The sequence below is a fragment of the Pseudonocardia sp. WMMC193 genome (assembly GCF_021728735.1).
Classification (GTDB): domain Bacteria; phylum Actinomycetota; class Actinomycetes; order Mycobacteriales; family Pseudonocardiaceae; genus Pseudonocardia; species Pseudonocardia oroxyli.
This window is the reverse complement of record NZ_JAKKDO010000003.1, coordinates 3,196,472-3,211,990: the sequence shown is the minus strand read 5'-3', so window position 1 is coordinate 3,211,990 and position 15,519 is coordinate 3,196,472. Positions and strand designations below refer to the sequence as shown.

The window sequence follows — 15,519 nt, the reverse complement described above, 5'->3', positions numbered from 1 at the left end:
CCGTGCCCGGCTCCCGGCACCCTTTGCAGTGACAGCGGATCCGCACACGGGCCGTCGTCGACGGCGGACTGCTGCCTGGTGAGCACCTGGCGGCGCCTCGAGGCAGGCCTCACCCGTCCCGGAACTCGCGCGGCGAGACGCCGAACCGGCGGCGGAACACCCGGCTGAAGTGCGCCGGGTCGGGCAGTCCGCACCGGCGCCCGATCGTGGCGATGGACTCGCGGCGGCTCCCCGGGGAGGCGAGTAGCCGGGCCGCCGCCTGCAGCCGCTCCTCCCGGATGAGCGCGGCGACGGTGCGGTCCTCGCCCGCGAGCATGCGGTGCAGGTGGCTCACGGAGATGCCGCACGCGGCGGCGATCGTCGCGGGGGACAGGTCGGGGTCCCGGAAGTGGCGCCGGACGAGGGCGTGGACCAGGGCGACGGGGACCCGGGCGGGCATGCTCGACGGCGCGGTGGGGACCAGGTGGGAGACCGCGGCCAGCAGCGACTCCTCCAGAGCCCGATCGCTGCCCGGGTCGCCCCCGGCCGGCTCGGGGAGGACGAGGGAGTCCACGAGGTGCCGCGCCGCCCCGGCCAGGCCGTCGCGGGCGGACCCGGGCCGGACCGTGCACGTGGCGTCCACGCCCTTCGGCAGTCCCAGCGGACCCTTGGGCAGCAGCACGATCGTGTAGTCGAAGGGGCCCCGGGTGCGGAACTCGAAGGGCCGGGCACTGTCGTAGAACAGGAAGTCCCCGGGCGTGACCGTCGCGGTCCGCGCGTCCTGCTCGACAACCGTCGTACCGCGGTTGACGAACAGGAGGTTCAGCTCCTCGGGGTCCCCACCCCGCCGGATGTCGCCGTCCCGGCGCTGGAACGTGTGCTCCGTGCCGGCGATGCGCCGGACCCTGGTGCCGCCGATCTCGCGGAACCGGATCCGCCCCTGCACCTCGTGGCTCGCCGGGGCGACGAGGAGCGGCACGAAGCGGTCACTCACGCACTCGTGCCAGTACTCGAGCCGTTCGCGGGCGGGGACGGCCCTGGTGTCGACCTCCACGCGTCCCAGTGGACCACCGATCGACGCGGAGGGGGTTGCCGCCGCGTGACATGTCTTGTCAATGCGTCGCGTCATGTTGACGCATTGTGCGCGAGGGTCGGAGGGTCGCGCCATGACTGACGCAGCAGAACCCACCACCACCGACGACCGCTCGCTCTACGAGCGTCTGGGCGGCTTGCCGGTCGTCACCTTCCTGGCCAAGACGCTCGTGCAGCGGGCCATGCTCAACCCCACCATCGGCCACATCTGGAACCACAAGACCCAGGCCGAGGTGCAGGAGGAGATCAACGGCTTCGTGGAGTTCCTCGGGGACCACTGGGGCGGCCCGCACACCTACACCGGCCCGGACATGGCCACGTCGCACCGCGGCATGGGCATCACCGAGGAGTACTGGACGGCGCTCTTCGACGACATCGTCACGCCCGCCTATGCCGAGTTCGGCCTCCCCGAGCGCGAGGCGAAGGAGATCGACGAGTTCCTCCGCTCGTTCAAGGACGTCGTCGTCGGCAGCCCGTCGTTCAAGGACGTCCTCCTCGCGAACCCCGAGATGGACGTGCTGGCCGGCATGGAGAGCGTGGGCGTGCACTGGCCCGCTCCGCGCAGCGCCGCCGGCTGACGAGTCACGGGAGCACCGCATGAGTGGGGACGACCCGACCGCGTGGCGGATCGACGTGTCACGGGGCTGCATCTCCGCGGGCCTGTGCCTGGCGATCGCGCCGGACCACTTCGAGTTCGTCGGGGTCCGGGCCCGCCCCACCGGGGCACCGCTCGACGAGGAGGGCGCCGCCGCCGTCGTCGACGCGGCGAACCAGTGCCCGGCCGCCGCCATCACGGTGCAGCGCCCGGGGTGATCCCGGGGTCCGCGGTGGGTGTGGGGTCCACACCACGACTGCGCAGATCGTTCCCCTGACGCCCGACGCGCCCCGCGTCCGTGCCCCGGTCGCCGCCGTGGCAGCCCGCCACGGCGGCGACCTCACACGGATGCGGCGCGCGACCGGGGTGTCGAACGGGACGTGGCGGGAGCCGATGAGCCCGGTGCCGCCGGTGACGAAGAGCACCTCCTCCGCCACTTCTCCGACGAGCGCGAGCTCCTCGTCGCCGGTCGAGCCACGCCGAGTGCACTGCCGGCCGAGGGCATCGCGCTCGCGCCGCCGCTCGACGCCGTGGCGGAAGGCCTGCGTCGCCGCGCGAGCGCGCTCGGGCCGCTCAGCGTCGGCTGGCCCTGTCCACCGTGCCGGACTACGCCGCAGAGCCGCCCACGGCCAGGAACGGCCGGACACGACAGAAGCGGCCCCTCACCCTGTTCCAGCAGGTGAGGGGCCGTTTTGGCTGTAGGCACCGATGGTGCCCCCGGCAGGATTCGAACCTGCGCTCCCGCCTCCGGAGGGCGGTGCTCTATCCCCTGAGCTACGGGGGCCGTGCGGCCCGGCCGCGGTGACCCGCGGCGACGAGGGAAACCCTACAGCACCCCGCGATCAGTTCATCGGGAGGGGCTGGGCGCCGTGTTGGGCCAGCAGGGAGGTCATGTAGTCCGACTCGCTCTGCTGCGCGGACAGCATCTGGGCGGCCAGGTTGCGGACCTCCGGGACGGACGCGCGGGCGGCCGCGTCCTGCAGCATCGCCACGCCGCCCTGGTGGTGGCGCAGCATCAGCTGGAGGAACAGGACGTCCAGCGCGGGGCCGGTCGAGGAGCGCAGGGCGGCCAGCTCGGCGTCCGAGGCCATGCCCGGCATGCGGGCGCTGCCGGTGGCGCCCGCCATGCCGTGCCCGGCCATGCCTTCGGGCGACATCCAGGTCATGTACGGCCGCCCGACCGGGAACGCGGCCTGCCCCCACAGCCCCAGCCAGCCCTGCATGCGGCCGATCTGCTGGAGCTGCGTGGTCTCGATGTCGTAGGAGAGCTGGGTGAGCGCCGGGTCGGTGGTGTGGTCCCGCTCCCAGGCGGCCATCTGGACGGCCTGCTCGTGGTGGACCGACATGTCCTGCGCGAACTGGACGTCCACCGAGGTGCCCGACGGCACCGACGCGGCGTCCGAGCCCGCGCGGCCGAGCAGCAGCCCGCCTGCGCCGCCGAGCAGCAGCAGCGCCAGGACCGCCCCGATCACGACGAGCGGACGGACCCACCGCGGTTCGGCGCGGCCCTCCGGCTCCTCGACCACGGGGGACTCGGTGGCGGTGCTCACTGGCCGGAGGTGGGCATCTCGTCAGTCGCGGGGGTGGTGCCCGCCCCGCCCTGCTCGTCGACGACCGTGGTGCCGTTCACCGCGGACGCGGGCGGCGTGGGCGCGAACGGCGGCGGGTTCGCCGCCGAGAACAGGCCCTGCCCGATCTCGGAGCAGCTCGCCCCGACCTCCGGGTACTGGTACTGGTTGCGGCGCAGCGCGGTGATGAACTGGTCGACGCGCGGGTCGTTCGCGTCGCTCAGCTTGAGCTGGTGGCCCCAGGACTGCAGCGAGATGGGCTGGTCCAGGCCGGGGTACGGGGAGAGCGCGGTGTAGGGCTGCCCGTCCACCTTGGCCCGCAGGGTGTCCAGCGCGGCGCCGCTGACCTGGTCGGGGTTGTAGGCGATCCAGACGGCGCCGTGCTCCATGGAGTGCACCAGGTTCTCCTGGCGAACCGGCTCGGGGTAGACGGTGCCGACGCAGGTGGCCCAGTAGCCGTCGTGCGCGCCGCCGTAGGGCGGGGAGTGCGTGTAGGCGACCTGTTGGTTCGGCTGCACGTGCTGGCCCGCCTGGTAGGTCGCGGTGACCACGCCGGGGATCTGGGTCGACGGGTCGCGGTTGGTGTCGCTCGGCACGTACGGCGCGAGGAGCTCCTGGGCGGCGCTGTTCTCGTTGCCGCGCAGGACGGCGTACCCGAAGACCGCTCCCGCGAACAGCACCACGACGAGGACGCCCGCGATGAGGCCCCACGGCGTGGACTTCTGGGCGACGACCGAGGTGCGCGAGTTGCGCCGGTTCGCCTTGCTGGTCTTCCCGCTGGCCATGGGCGCAGAGTCTAGGAGCGCCACCTGAGAACCGGTTGAGGGGCTCTCCTAGACTCGGAACGTGACTCCCGACGTGCTCGCCGACCTGGTCCGGACCACCGCCACGGCGGTCCTGACGGCCCGAGGGCTGGACATCGCCGCCCTCCCCGCCGACATCGGCGTCGAGCGACCGCGCAACCCGGAGCACGGCGACTACGCCACGAACGTCGCGATGCGCACCGCGAAGAAGGCGGGCGTGAACCCGCGCGAGCTCGCGGGCTGGCTGGCCGAGGAGCTGACCAGGGCGGACGGCGTGGCGAGCGCCGAGATCGCCGGGCCCGGCTTCCTCAACCTGCGGCTGGCCGCCGACGCGCAGGGTGCGCTCGTCGGGGAGGTCCTCGCCGCGGGCGCCGCCTATGGCCAGGGGGACGAGCTCTCCGCCCGGAACGTGAACCTGGAGTTCGTCTCCGCCAACCCCACCGGCCCGCTGCACCTGGGGGGCACCCGGTGGGCCGCCGTCGGGGACGCGCTGGGCCGGGTGCTCACCGCGCGGGGCGCGAAGGTCACCCGCGAGTACTACTTCAACGACGCGGGCGCGCAGATCGACCGGTTCGTGAACTCGCTGGTCGCCGCGGCGAAGGGCGAGCCCGCGCCGGAGGACGGCTACGGCGGCGCCTACATCGCGGACATCGCCGCGCGGGTGGTGGCGGCCGAGCCCGCCGCGCTCGGCGCCCCGGACCAGGACGAGATCTTCCGGCGGGTCGGCGTCGGGTTCATGTTCGACGAGATCAAGAAGGACCTGCACGACTTCGGCACGGACTTCGACGTCTGGTTCCACGAGAACTCGCTGCACGAGTCCGGCGCGGTCGACGCGGTGGTGCAGCAGCTGAAGGACTCCGGCGCCCTCTACGAGGCGGACGGCGCCTGGTGGCTGCGCAGCAAGGACTACGGGGACGACAAGGACCGGGTCGTCATCAAGTCCGACGGGCGCCCGGCCTACATCGCGGGCGACCTCGCCTACCTGCGGGACAAGCGGGCCCGCGGCTTCGACCTGGCCATCTACATGCTCGGTGCCGACCACCACGGCTACGTGGCCCGGCTCAAGGCGGCCGCCGCGGCGTTCGGGGACGACCCGGCCGTGGTCGAGGTGCTGATCGGGCAGCTGGTCAACCTGGTGAAGGACGGCAAGCCGGTCCGGATGAGCAAGCGGGCCGGGACCGTCGTCACGATGAACGACCTGGTCGAGGCCGTGGGCGTGGACGCGGCGCGGTACTCGCTGATCCGGTCGTCGGTCGACTCCTCCCTGGACATCGACCTGGACCTGCTGGTCAAGCGCAGCAACGACAACCCCGTGTTCTACGTCCAGTACGCGCACGCGCGGCTGGCGTCCCTGGCCCGCAACGCGGCGGACGTCGGGCTCACGCCGGGCACCGCGTACGGGCTGCTGGAGCACCCGCGCGAGGGCGACCTGATCCGCACGCTCGGGGAGTTCCCGGACGTCGTGAAGTCCGCGGCCGAGCTGCGCGAGCCGCACCGGGTCGCCCGCTTCCTCGAGTCCCTGGCCAGCGCGTACCACAAGTTCTACGACTCCTGCCGCGTCCTGCCGATGGGCGACGAGGAGATCACCGAGCTGCACCGGGCCCGGCTGGCGCTGTGCGTGGCCACCCGGCAGGTGTTCGAGAACGGCCTCGGCCTCCTCGGCGTGAGCGCACCGGAGCGGATGTGACCAGGGCGCACCCGGCCGGGCCGCTGCACGGCGGGATCTCCGCACCGCCCGAGACCGCGGGCCCCCGCCCGGGGTCCGCGGCCGAGCTGGACCACCTCGCCCCCGCCGTCTGGCCCCGGAACGCGGGTCGGGACGACCGGGGGGTGCTCGCCGTCGCCGGCGTCCCGGTCACCGAGCTGGCCGAGCGGTTCGGCACGCCCCTGTTCGTCGTGGACGAGGAGGACTTCCGGTCCCGCGCGGCGGAGTTCGCCGCCGCCTTCGGCGCGGACCACGTGCACTACGCGGCGAAGGCCTTCCTCTCCGTGGAGATCGCGAAGTGGGTGGCGGAGGAGGGCCTGAGCCTGGACGTCTGCAGCGGCGGCGAGCTCGCCGTGGCCCTGCGGGCGGGGTTCCCGGCCGAGCGGATCGCCTTGCACGGCAACAACAAGTCGGTGCCCGAGCTCGAGCAGGCGGTGTCCGCGGGCGTGGGTCGCGTGGTCCTGGACTCCTTCCACGAGATCACCCGGCTCGACGCGGTCGCGGCCGACCTCGGCCGCACCCAGGACGTGATGATCCGGGTGACCGTCGGGGTCGAGGCGCACACCCACGAGTTCATCGCGACCGCGCACGAGGACCAGAAGTTCGGGTTCTCGATCGCCGGGGACGGGGACAGCCCGGCCGCCGAGGCGGCCCGTCGGGTGCTCAAGGCACCGAACCTGCGGCTCGTCGGCCTGCACAGCCACATCGGCTCGCAGATCTTCGACACCGAGGGCTTCGAGGTCGCCGCGCACCGCGTCGTCCGGCTGCTGGCGCGGCTGCACCGCGAGCACGGCGAGGACGGCGGGCTCGAGCACCTGCGGACCCTCGACCTCGGCGGGGGAGTGGGCATCGCCTACCGGCCCGACGAGGCCCCGCTGTCGATCCCGGCGCTGGCCGAGGAGCTGCGCGCGATCGTCAAGCGGGAGTGCCACGCGGCCGAGCTGGACGTGCCGGACCTCGCCGTCGAGCCCGGGCGGGCCATCGCCGGGCCGGGCGGGATCACCCTCTACGAGGTGGGCACGCTCAAGGACGTCGCCCTCGGCGTCGGGTCCCGACGGTACGTGAGCGTCGACGGCGGGATGAGCGACAACATCCGCACCGCCCTCTACGACGCACAGTACGACTGCAGGCTGGTGTCCCGGGCGTCGTCGATCGACACCGTGGACCCCACGCCGCTGCTCTCCCGGGTGGTCGGCAAGCACTGCGAGTCCGGGGACATCGTGGTGCGGGACTGCTGGCTGCCCGCCGACCTCGCGCCGGGCGACCTGCTCGCCGTGGCCGCGACGGGCGCCTACTGCTACTCCATGGCCAGCTCGTACAACCGCCTGCCGCGACCGGCCGTCGTCGCCGTGCGGGACGGTGCGGCGCGGGTCGTCCTGCGCCGGGAGACCGAGGACGACCAGTTCCGGCTCGAGGTGACCTCGTGAGTGTGGGCACCCCCGCCTGTCCGGACGCGGCGCGAACAGGGATGATCCGACGGTGAGTGAGCACAGGCCCGGCAGTCCCGTCCGCGTCGCGCTGCTGGGCTGCGGCACGGTGGGCACCGAGGTGGTCCGGCTGTTGGAGGACCAGGCGGCGGACCTCGCCGCCCGCGTCGGGGCCCCGGTCGAGATCGCCGGCATCGCCGTGCGCCGCCCGCACCGCCACCCCGGCGTGCGGCAGGACCTGCTGACCACCGACGCCGCCGCGCTCGTCGCGCGGGAGGACGTCGACGTCGTGGTCGAGGTGGTCGGCGGGATCGAGCCCGCACGCACCCTGCTGCTCGACGCGATCAAGTCCGGCAAGTCGGTGGTGACCGCGAACAAGGCGCTGCTGGCCGAGGACGGGGCCGTGCTCGCCGAGGCCGCGGACGCCGCGGGCGTCGACCTCTACTACGAGGCCTCCGTCGCGGGCGCGATCCCGCTGCTGCGCCCGCTGCGCGAGTCCCTGGCGGGCGACCGGATCACCCGGGTCGCGGGGATCGTCAACGGCACCACCAACTTCATCCTCTCCGCCATGGCGGAGTCCGGCGCCGGCTACGCGGACGCCCTGGAGGAGGCCACCCGCCTCGGGTACGCGGAGGCGGACCCCACCGCGGACGTCGACGGGTACGACGCCGCCTCCAAGGCCGCGATCCTGGCCACCATCGCGTTCCACACCCGGGTCACCGCGGCGGACGTGCACTGCGAGGGCATCCGCCGGGTCACCGCCGCGGACATCGCCGCCGCGGACGGGCTCGGCTGCGTCATCAAGCTGCTCGCGATCTGCGAGCGCGTGCCGGGTGCCGCCGACGCGTCGGAGTCGGTGTCCGCCCGGGTCTACCCGGCGATGATCCCGAAGGCGCACCCGCTGGCGGGCGTCGACGGGGCGTTCAACGCGGTGTTCGTCGAGGCGGACGCCGCAGGTCAGCTCATGTTCTACGGCCAGGGCGCGGGTGGCGCGCCGACCGCCAGCGCGATCCTGGGTGACCTGGTCGCCGTCGCGCGCAACCGGGTGGGCGGGGGCCGCGGCCCGCGCGAGTCCTCGTACGCCCGCCTGCCGGTGCGGCCGATGGGAGACGTGCCCACCCGCTACCACGTCTCGCTCGAGGTCGCGGACCGCGCGGGCGTGCTGTCCGCGGTCGCCGGGGAGTTCGCGCGGCGCGGGGTCAGCATCGCGGCGGTGCGGCAGACGGGCGGCGGCGAGGACGGACCGGCCTCCGCCGACGGGAACGCGCGCCTCGTCGTCGTGACGCACGGGGCCCCGGACTCGGCGCTGCACGCGACCGTGGAGGCCCTCGCGGAGCTGGACGTCGTGCTCGGGGTCGAGAGTGTGCTGCGCGTCGAGGGGCTGGGCCGTCCGGTCTCGACCCTCGGCGTGGCCGGCTGAGCGAGTAATCGGTGGAGATCGGAGATGCTGTGCCTGTCGCGCTGGCCCCCTGGCCGGGTGTGATCAACGCCTATCGGGACCGGATGCCCGTCGGGCCGGACTGGGAGATCGTGACCCTCGGCGAGGGCGGCACGCCGCTGCTCCCGGCCCCGGTGCTCTCCGAGCGGGTGGGCTGCGAGGTCTACCTCAAGGTCGACGGCGCCAACCCCACCGGCTCCTTCAAGGACCGCGGGATGACCATGGCCGTCACGGCGGCGCTGGCCGAGGGCAAGAAGAGCGTGCTGTGCGCGTCGACCGGGAACACGTCGGCCGCGGCCGCCGCGTACGCCGCCCGCGCCCGCATGACGTCGGCGGTGCTGGTCCCGCGCGGCAAGATCGCCCTGGGCAAGATGGCGCAGGCCGTGGCGCACGGCGCCCGCATCCTGCAGATCGACGGCAACTTCGACGACTGCCTCGAGCTGGCCCGCAAGACCACCGCGGACTACCCGGCGATCGCGCTGGTCAACTCGGTGAACCCAACCCGGATCGCGGGCCAGGCCAGCGCCGCCTACGAGATCTGCGACGCGCTCGGCCGGGCCCCGGACGTGCACTGCCTGCCGGTCGGGAACGCGGGCAACATCACCGCGTACTGGAAGGGCTACCGCGCGTACGCCGACGACGGGCTGATCCCGGCGCTGCCGCGGATGTTCGGGTTCCAGGCCGCGGGCGCGGCGCCGCTGGTCCACGGCGCCCCGGTGAAGAACCCCGAGACCATCGCCACCGCGATCCGGATCGGCGCCCCGGCGTCCTGGAACGGTGCGCAGGCGGCCCGCGAGGAGTCGAACGGGCTGTTCGCGGCGGTCACCGACGAGGAGATCCTCGCCGCGCACCGGCTGCTGTCCACCCGCGAGGCCGTGTTCGTCGAGCCCGCGTCCGCGGCGAGCGTGGCCGGGCTGCTGAAGACCGCCGCCGAGGGCAAGCTCGACCGCGGGCAGACGGTCGTGTGCACCGTCACCGGCAACGGGCTCAAGGACCCGGACTCCGTGCTGGCCACCGCGCCCGCCCCGGAGGTGGTCCCGATCGACCCGTCCGCCGTCGCGGCGGCCCTGGAGCTGGCCTGATGGGGCGCCCGAGCGAGGTCCGGGTGCGGGTGCCCGCGTCGTCGGCCAACCTGGGCCCGGGGTTCGACTCGCTCGGGCTGGCCCTGGCGCTCTACGACGACGTGGTCGTGTCGACGACGTCCTCCGGCGTCTCGGTCGAGGTCTCCGGTGAGGGCGCGGCGCAGGTCCCGTGCGACGAGACGCATCTCGTCGTGCGCGCGATGCACCACGCCTTCGCGACCTTCGGCGAGGAGCCGCCGGGGCTGCGGCTGCAGTGCGCGAACGCGATCCCGCACTCTCGCGGGCTCGGCAGCTCCGCGGCCGCCGCGGTGGCGGGCGCGGTCGCGGCCTGCGTGCTCACCGGGCGGGACGTGGCCCTCGAACAGGACGCGTTGCTGCAGGTCACGGCCGGTATGGAGGGGCACGCGGACAACGCGGCGGCCTCCCTGCTGGGCGGGTTCGTGATCGCCTGGGAGACGCCGGGGAATACCGCGGCGCGCTTCCACGCTGTACGGCGGGACGTGCACGCCGGCATCGCGCCGGTCGCGCTCGTCGCAGGGGTGGAGTCCTCCACGAAGACGACCCGCGGGCTGCTGCCCGAGGTCGTGCCGCTGGCGGACGCGGCGTTCACCGGGAGCCGCACCGCGTTGTCGGTGCTGGCGTTCACCACGGCGCCGGAGCTGCTGATGGCGGCCACGGAGGACCGCCTGCACCAGGGCTACCGCCGCCCCGCCTACCCCGAGTCCGCCGACCTCGTCGACGCGCTCCGGGCGAGCGGGGTGCCCGCCACGATCTCCGGCGCCGGACCCACCGTCCTGGCCCTGACCTCGGACGGGACGCTCCCGGCGGGAGTGGACACCACGGGGTTCGCGGTGCTGCCGCTGCCCGTCGACACGGTCGGCGCGCAGGTCGAGATCGGCTGAGACGTCCGACACGCCCCGGGTGTTGTTGCCCTGCATCTCGGGACCGGATACCCTCGGCCTCGCACGGCGATCCACGCGTCATCAGCGTGGCCTCTCGAGCCGGAACCCTTTCACTGCAGCCCATGTGGTCGGATCCGGTCCGGACCGAGCGGCCTCTTCCCCGCGACCGTCGCACTGGTCGCCGCCCCTGCACTCGTCTCGGCGGCTGTCGATGCCGCCTGGCGTCGTGGTCCGGCGCATGTCGGACGTGTGGAATCCGCTGGCCTGAAATCTGCAGGCCGGTCAGGAAGGAAATTCGTGAGCGAGACCGATCTCGTCAGCACCCCCGCCGAGTCCGGCACCGATCCGGCGGCACCCCGCAAGCGCGGCGGTCTGTCCGGAATGGTCCTCGCCGACCTGCGGCAGCTCGCCGGCGAGCTGAACATCCCCGACATCGCGGGGAAGCGGAAGGGCGATCTCATCGCCGCCATCAAGGAGAAGCAGGGCGCGGGTTCCGCCGCTCCCGCCAAGCGGACCTCGAAGAAGGTCGCGGACGCCGACCAGCTCCCGCTGGACGCGGCGGACGCCTCGGCGTCCAGCTCGGCGTCCACCTCGGCGTCCACCTCGGCGGGCGATGCGGCGTCCGACTCGGCCCCGGCTCCCCGCCGGACCACCCGGCGCCCGGCCAAGCCCGTCGAGGACACCCCGGCCGAGGCTGCGGCTCCGGCCGAAGCCCAGTCCGCCCCGGTGGCCGAGACCCCGGCTGCGGAGAGCGCGCCGGAGAAGCCCGCCCGGCGCCGCCGGACCGCCTCGCGGCCCGCGGGCGCGCCGGAGGCCCCGGCCGCGGACACCCCTGCCGCGACCCCCGCGCCTGCCGTGAACGGCCAGGTCAACGGGTATGCGGCCGCCGAGTCCGAGGGGGACTCCGGGGAGGGGTCCGGCGAGGGTGAGGGCCGCCGCAGGCAGACCCGCCGTCGCGAGCGCACCCCCGAGCAGTCCGACACGCTGGACGCGGTCGCCGCGTCCGTCGGCCCGTCGGACGGTGACGGGGGCGGCCGCAACCGCAACCGGGGCCGCAACCGCAACGAGCGGAACGACCGTCCCGAGCGGAACGACCGCAACGACCGGCCGGACCGCAACGACCGGCCGGACCGCAACGACCGCACCGCCCCCGTCGACACCCGGGGCCCGGCGCGCCTCGACGAGGACGACGACGAGGACGGCGACGGCCGCGGCCGCCGCGGGCGCCGCTACCGCGACCGCCGTCGGGGCCGCGACCGGGACGCCCCGCGCGGCGGCGAGCGCGAGCGCGCCGTGGACACCGAGGTGCGAGACGACGACGTGTTGCTCCCGGTCGCCGGGATCGTCGACATCCTGGACAACTACGCGTTCGTCCGGACCACCGGCTACCTGTCCGGCCCGAACGACGTCTACGTGTCGCTGTCGATGGTCCGCAAGTACGGCCTGCGCCGCGGCGACGCGATCACCGGTGCGGTCCGCCAGCCCCGCGAGGGCGAGCAGCAGCGGCAGAAGTTCAACCCGCTGGTGCGCATCGACGCGATCAACGGGCGGGACCCGGAGATCTCCAAGTCCCGGCCCGAGTTCACCAAGCTCACCCCGCTCTACCCGAACGAGCGGCTGCGCCTGGAGACCGAGCCGTCGAAGCTCATCACCCGGGTGATCGACCTGGTCATGCCCGTCGGCAAGGGGCAGCGCGCGCTCATCGTGTCGCCGCCCAAGGCGGGCAAGACGATGGTGCTGCAGGCCATCGCGAACGCCATCACCACGAACAACCCCGAGTGCCACCTCATGGTCGTCCTCGTCGACGAGCGTCCGGAGGAGGTCACCGACATGCAGCGGTCGGTGAAGGGCGAGGTCATCGCCTCGACCTTCGACCGCCCGCCGTCGGACCACACCGCCGTGGCCGAGCTGGCCATCGAGCGGGCCAAGCGGCTCGTCGAGATGGGGCACGACGTCGTCGTGCTGCTGGACTCGATCACCCGCCTTGGCCGGGCCTACAACCTGGCCGCGCCCGCGAGCGGCCGGATCCTGTCCGGTGGTGTCGACTCGACCGCCCTGTACCCGCCGAAGCGCTTCCTCGGCGCGGCGCGGAACATCGAGGACGGTGGCTCGCTCACCATCTTCGCCACGGCCCTGGTCGAGACCGGGTCGACGATGGACACGGTGATCTTCGAGGAGTTCAAGGGCACCGGCAACGCCGAGCTGAAGCTGGACCGCAAGCTCGCGGACAAGCGCCTGTTCCCGGCGGTGGACGTCGACGCGTCGAGCACCCGCAAGGAGGAGCTGCTGATGTCCGCGGACGAGTTCGCGGTCAGCGTCAAGCTCCGCCGGGTGCTGGCCGCGCTGGACCACCAGCAGGCCATCGAGCTGGTGCTCGGGCAGCTGCGCAAGACCCGCACCAACATCGAGTTCCTGATGCAGGTGCAGAAGACCACCCCGGGGAAGTTCGGCGACAACGAGGACTGACCCGTCCGAGCCGACCCGGCCCCGGTGGGAATCCCCGCCGGGGTCGGGTGGTTCAATGGCATGTCACTGCTCCGGTTCACCCGCCATCGCGGGACCCGGCGGCACAGTCGGAGAAGGAGAGATCCATGCGCGAGGGCATTCACCCGCAGTACACGGAGACCCAGGTCACCTGTTCCTGCGGCAACAGCTTCACCACCCGCAGCACCCACAGCGGTTCGGCCCTCACGGTCGAGACCTGCTCGGCGTGCCACCCGTTCTACACGGGCAAGCAGCGGATCCTGGACTCCGGCGGCCGGGTCGCGCGCTTCGAGGCGCGCTACGGCAAGCGCGCGGGCAAGGCCGCGGCCAAGTAGCAGCCCCGACGGCGCCCGCCCCCTGCTGGGGGTGGGCGCCGTTCGCATGCCGGGCCCTGCGTCCCCGGTATCCGGCGCAGGAGTCCACAGCACCACGAGAACGGAGCAGGCGATGGCGGTGAGCAGCAGCCCGGCGGGCGTGGAGTCGCTCGTCGACGAGTACGCCGAACTGGAGACGCGGCTCGCGGACCCGTCGGTGCACGCGGACCCCGCCCTGGCCCGCAAGCTCGGCCGCCGCTACGCCGAGCTCGGCCCGACCGTCGCCGTCGCGCGCGAGCTGGCCACCGCCCGGTCCGATCTCGCCGCCGCCCGCGAGCTGGCGGCCGAGGACCCGGCGTTCGCCGAGGAGGCCGCGGCGCTGGCCGCCGCCGTCCCCGAGCTGGAGTCCCGGCTCGCCGAGCTGCTCGTGCCGCGCGACCCGCACGATGGGGACGACGTCGTCATGGAGGTCAAGTCCGGGGAGGGCGGCGAGGAGTCCGCCCTGTTCGCGGGCGATCTCGTGCGCATGTACACGCGGTTCGCCGAGCGCCGCGGCTGGAAGGTCGAGGTCCTCGACGCCGTCGACTCCGACCTCGGCGGGTTCAAGGACATCACCCTGCTGCTGAAGTCCCGCGCGCCCACGCCGGACGGTGTGTGGTCGGCCCTGAAGTTCGAGGGCGGGGTCCACCGCGTGCAGCGGGTCCCGGTCACCGAGTCGCAGGGCCGCATCCACACCTCGGCCGCGGGCGTCCTCGTCTACCCGGACACGGGGGAGGACGCGGAGATCGAGATCGACGAGAACGACCTGCGCGTCGACGTCTACCGCTCCTCCGGACACGGCGGCCAGTCGGTCAACACCACCGACTCGGCCGTCCGGATCACCCACCTCCCCACCGGGCTCGTGGCGAGCTGCCAGAACGAGCGGTCGCAGCTGCAGAACAAGGCCCGCGCGATGGAGGTGCTGCGCTCCCGGCTGCAGGCGCTGCACGAGGCCGAGCAGGCCGCCGCCGCGTCGGCGGAGCGGAAGTCGCAGGTCAGGACCGTGGACCGCTCGGAGCGGATCCGCACCTACAACTTCCCGGAGAACCGGATCTCCGATCACCGGGTGGGCTACAAGGCCCACAACCTCGCCACCGTGCTCGACGGCGAGCTGGACGACGTCGTCGCGGCCCTCCAGACGGCCGAACGCGCCGAGTCGCTCGCCGCGGCCGAGTCCGCCCCGTGAGTCCGCGAGTCCTCCGCGTGGTGTGCACGTGAGCCGTCTGCCCCTGCGGGTCGCGGTGGCGGAGGCGGAGCGCGCGCTCGCGGCGGCCGGGGTGGAGTCGGCGCGGGTGGAGGCCGAGTTCCTCGCCGCGCACGTCGTCGGGGTGCCGCGGTCGCAGCTGGTGCTGCGCCCGCTCGTCGACACCGCGCAGGTCACGGCGTTGCGGGAGCTCGTCGCCCGGCGCGCCACCCGGGAACCGCTCCAGCACGTGCTCGGGACCGCCGTGCTCGGGCCGGTGGAGGTCGCCGTCGGGCCGGGGGTGTTCACGCCGCGCCCGGAGACCGAGCTGCTCCTGGAATGGGGGCTCAAGGAGCTCGCGGGGCGCGAGAACCCCGTGGTCGTGGACCTGTGCACCGGGTCGGCCGCGCTCGCGCTGGCCTTCGCCGCCGCCCGCCCGGACGCCGTCGTCCACGCCGTCGAGCTGGACCCCGCGGCGCTGACCTGGGCCCGCCGGAACATCGCGGCGCACGGCGACCGGGTGGTCCTGCACGCCGACGACGTCCGACGGCCGGACCTGCTGCCCGAGCTCGAGGCCCGCGTCGACCTGGTGGTCTGCAACCCGCCGTACGTCCCCGACGGCACGCCCGTCCCGCCCGAGGTGGCGCGGTGGGACCCGGCCGTCGCGGTGTTCGGCGGACCGGACGGGTTGGCGCTGGTCCCGGCCGTGATCAGCACCGCGGCGACACTGCTGCGCTACGGCGGCGGGCTGGCGATCGAGCACGACGACACCCACGCCGACGCCGTCCCCGCCCTCCTCCGTCGCCGGAAGGTCCTCACGGACGTCGAGGCGCACACCGACCTGGCAGGCCGCCCCCGCTTCGCGACGGCCCGCCGGACCCGGCCCGCCTGACCGGTCGTAGGGTGCG

14 protein-coding genes and 1 tRNA gene are annotated in these 15,519 nt (G+C 73.8%); 11 read left to right on the top strand and 4 right to left on the bottom strand.

Annotated features, from left to right (window positions below; genetic code table 11):
* Positions 1 to 109: 109 nt before the first annotated feature.
* A complete protein-coding gene (locus L3X23_RS16645; protein ID WP_237193048.1) occupies positions 110 to 1,033 on the bottom strand; it encodes a helix-turn-helix domain-containing protein in 924 nt (307 codons plus the stop codon).
* A 112-nt stretch (positions 1,034 to 1,145) separates the two neighbouring features.
* On the opposite strand from L3X23_RS16645, the gene L3X23_RS16640 reads away from it, so the two are divergent.
* Both L3X23_RS16640 and L3X23_RS16635 read left to right on the top strand, forming a co-directional pair.
* The gene (locus tag L3X23_RS16640; protein ID WP_237193047.1) at positions 1,146 to 1,649 is read left to right on the top strand and encodes a group 1 truncated hemoglobin; all 504 of its coding nucleotides are present in this window, start codon (positions 1,146 to 1,148) and stop codon (positions 1,647 to 1,649) included.
* 19 nt (positions 1,650 to 1,668) lie between these two features.
* Positions 1,669 to 1,884 carry a ferredoxin gene (locus L3X23_RS16635; protein ID WP_237193046.1) on the top strand — a complete coding sequence of 72 codons (216 nt, stop codon included), beginning with the start codon at positions 1,669 to 1,671 and terminating at the stop codon, positions 1,882 to 1,884.
* A gap of 491 nt (positions 1,885 to 2,375) precedes the next feature.
* Here L3X23_RS16635 and L3X23_RS16630 read toward each other — a convergent pair.
* The 3 genes from L3X23_RS16630 to L3X23_RS16620 all read right to left on the bottom strand — a co-directional run bounded on the left by L3X23_RS16630 (position 2,376) and on the right by L3X23_RS16620 (position 4,019).
* Positions 2,376 to 2,450: transfer RNA gene (locus L3X23_RS16630), tRNA-Arg, on the bottom strand.
* Positions 2,451 to 2,508: 58 nt separating this feature from the next.
* Positions 2,509 to 3,216 (bottom strand): DUF305 domain-containing protein, encoded by a 708-nt coding sequence (locus L3X23_RS16625; protein WP_237193045.1) that lies wholly within the window; start codon positions 3,214 to 3,216, stop codon positions 2,509 to 2,511.
* Positions 3,213 to 4,019, bottom strand: a complete 807-nt coding sequence (locus L3X23_RS16620; RefSeq protein WP_093082078.1) for a DUF3105 domain-containing protein — start codon at positions 4,017 to 4,019, stop codon at positions 3,213 to 3,215. Before L3X23_RS16620 ends, L3X23_RS16625 begins: the two co-directional genes overlap by 4 nt.
* Positions 4,020 to 4,080: 61 nt before the next feature.
* On the opposite strand from L3X23_RS16620, the gene argS reads away from it, so the two are divergent.
* The 9 genes from argS to prmC all read left to right on the top strand — a co-directional run bounded on the left by argS (position 4,081) and on the right by prmC (position 15,503).
* Positions 4,081 to 5,724: an arginine--tRNA ligase gene (gene argS / locus L3X23_RS16615; protein ID WP_237193044.1), complete on the top strand. Its 1,644-nt coding sequence runs from the start codon at positions 4,081 to 4,083 to the stop codon at positions 5,722 to 5,724.
* Entirely contained in the window at positions 5,721 to 7,169 is a 1,449-nt protein-coding gene (gene lysA, locus L3X23_RS16610) for a diaminopimelate decarboxylase (RefSeq protein WP_237193043.1), read from the top strand. Before argS ends, lysA begins: the two co-directional genes overlap by 4 nt.
* A 52-nt stretch (positions 7,170 to 7,221) precedes the next feature.
* The gene (locus L3X23_RS16605; protein WP_093082064.1) at positions 7,222 to 8,589 is read left to right on the top strand and encodes a homoserine dehydrogenase; all 1,368 of its coding nucleotides are present in this window, start codon (positions 7,222 to 7,224) and stop codon (positions 8,587 to 8,589) included.
* Between the two features lie 83 nt (positions 8,590 to 8,672).
* The gene (gene thrC / locus L3X23_RS16600; protein ID WP_237198050.1) at positions 8,673 to 9,689 is read left to right on the top strand and encodes a threonine synthase; all 1,017 of its coding nucleotides are present in this window, start codon (positions 8,673 to 8,675) and stop codon (positions 9,687 to 9,689) included.
* Positions 9,689 to 10,591 (top strand): homoserine kinase, encoded by a 903-nt coding sequence (gene thrB / locus L3X23_RS16595; RefSeq protein WP_237193042.1) that lies wholly within the window; start codon positions 9,689 to 9,691, stop codon positions 10,589 to 10,591. Before thrC ends, thrB begins: the two co-directional genes overlap by 1 nt.
* Before the next feature lie 297 nt (positions 10,592 to 10,888).
* Complete coding sequence (gene rho, locus L3X23_RS16590) at positions 10,889 to 13,057, top strand: transcription termination factor Rho (RefSeq protein ID WP_374204860.1); 2,169 nt, start codon at positions 10,889 to 10,891, stop codon at positions 13,055 to 13,057.
* A gap of 125 nt (positions 13,058 to 13,182) precedes the next feature.
* Entirely contained in the window at positions 13,183 to 13,410 is a 228-nt protein-coding gene (gene rpmE, locus L3X23_RS16585; RefSeq protein WP_093082047.1) for a 50S ribosomal protein L31, read from the top strand.
* Between the two features lie 112 nt (positions 13,411 to 13,522).
* A complete protein-coding gene (gene prfA / locus L3X23_RS16580) occupies positions 13,523 to 14,614 on the top strand; it encodes a peptide chain release factor 1 (protein ID WP_237193041.1) in 1,092 nt (363 codons plus the stop codon).
* Between the two features lie 28 nt (positions 14,615 to 14,642).
* The gene (gene prmC, locus L3X23_RS16575) at positions 14,643 to 15,503 is read left to right on the top strand and encodes a peptide chain release factor N(5)-glutamine methyltransferase (RefSeq protein WP_237193040.1); all 861 of its coding nucleotides are present in this window, start codon (positions 14,643 to 14,645) and stop codon (positions 15,501 to 15,503) included.
* Positions 15,504 to 15,519 lie beyond the last annotated feature (16 nt).

Coding starts and splice junctions, on each gene's coding strand:
- rpmE (WP_093082047.1), top strand. CDS start 13,183: ATGCGCGAGGGCATTCACCCGCAGTACACGGAGACCCAGGTCACCTGT.
- thrC (WP_237198050.1), top strand. CDS start 8,673: ATGCCCGTCGGGCCGGACTGGGAGATCGTGACCCTCGGCGAGGGCGGC.
- thrB (WP_237193042.1), top strand. CDS start 9,689: ATGGGGCGCCCGAGCGAGGTCCGGGTGCGGGTGCCCGCGTCGTCGGCC.
- L3X23_RS16635 (WP_237193046.1), top strand. CDS start 1,669: ATGAGTGGGGACGACCCGACCGCGTGGCGGATCGACGTGTCACGGGGC.
- prfA (WP_237193041.1), top strand. CDS start 13,523: ATGGCGGTGAGCAGCAGCCCGGCGGGCGTGGAGTCGCTCGTCGACGAG.
- L3X23_RS16620 (WP_093082078.1), bottom strand. CDS start 4,019: ATGGCCAGCGGGAAGACCAGCAAGGCGAACCGGCGCAACTCGCGCACC.
- L3X23_RS16640 (WP_237193047.1), top strand. CDS start 1,146: ATGACTGACGCAGCAGAACCCACCACCACCGACGACCGCTCGCTCTAC.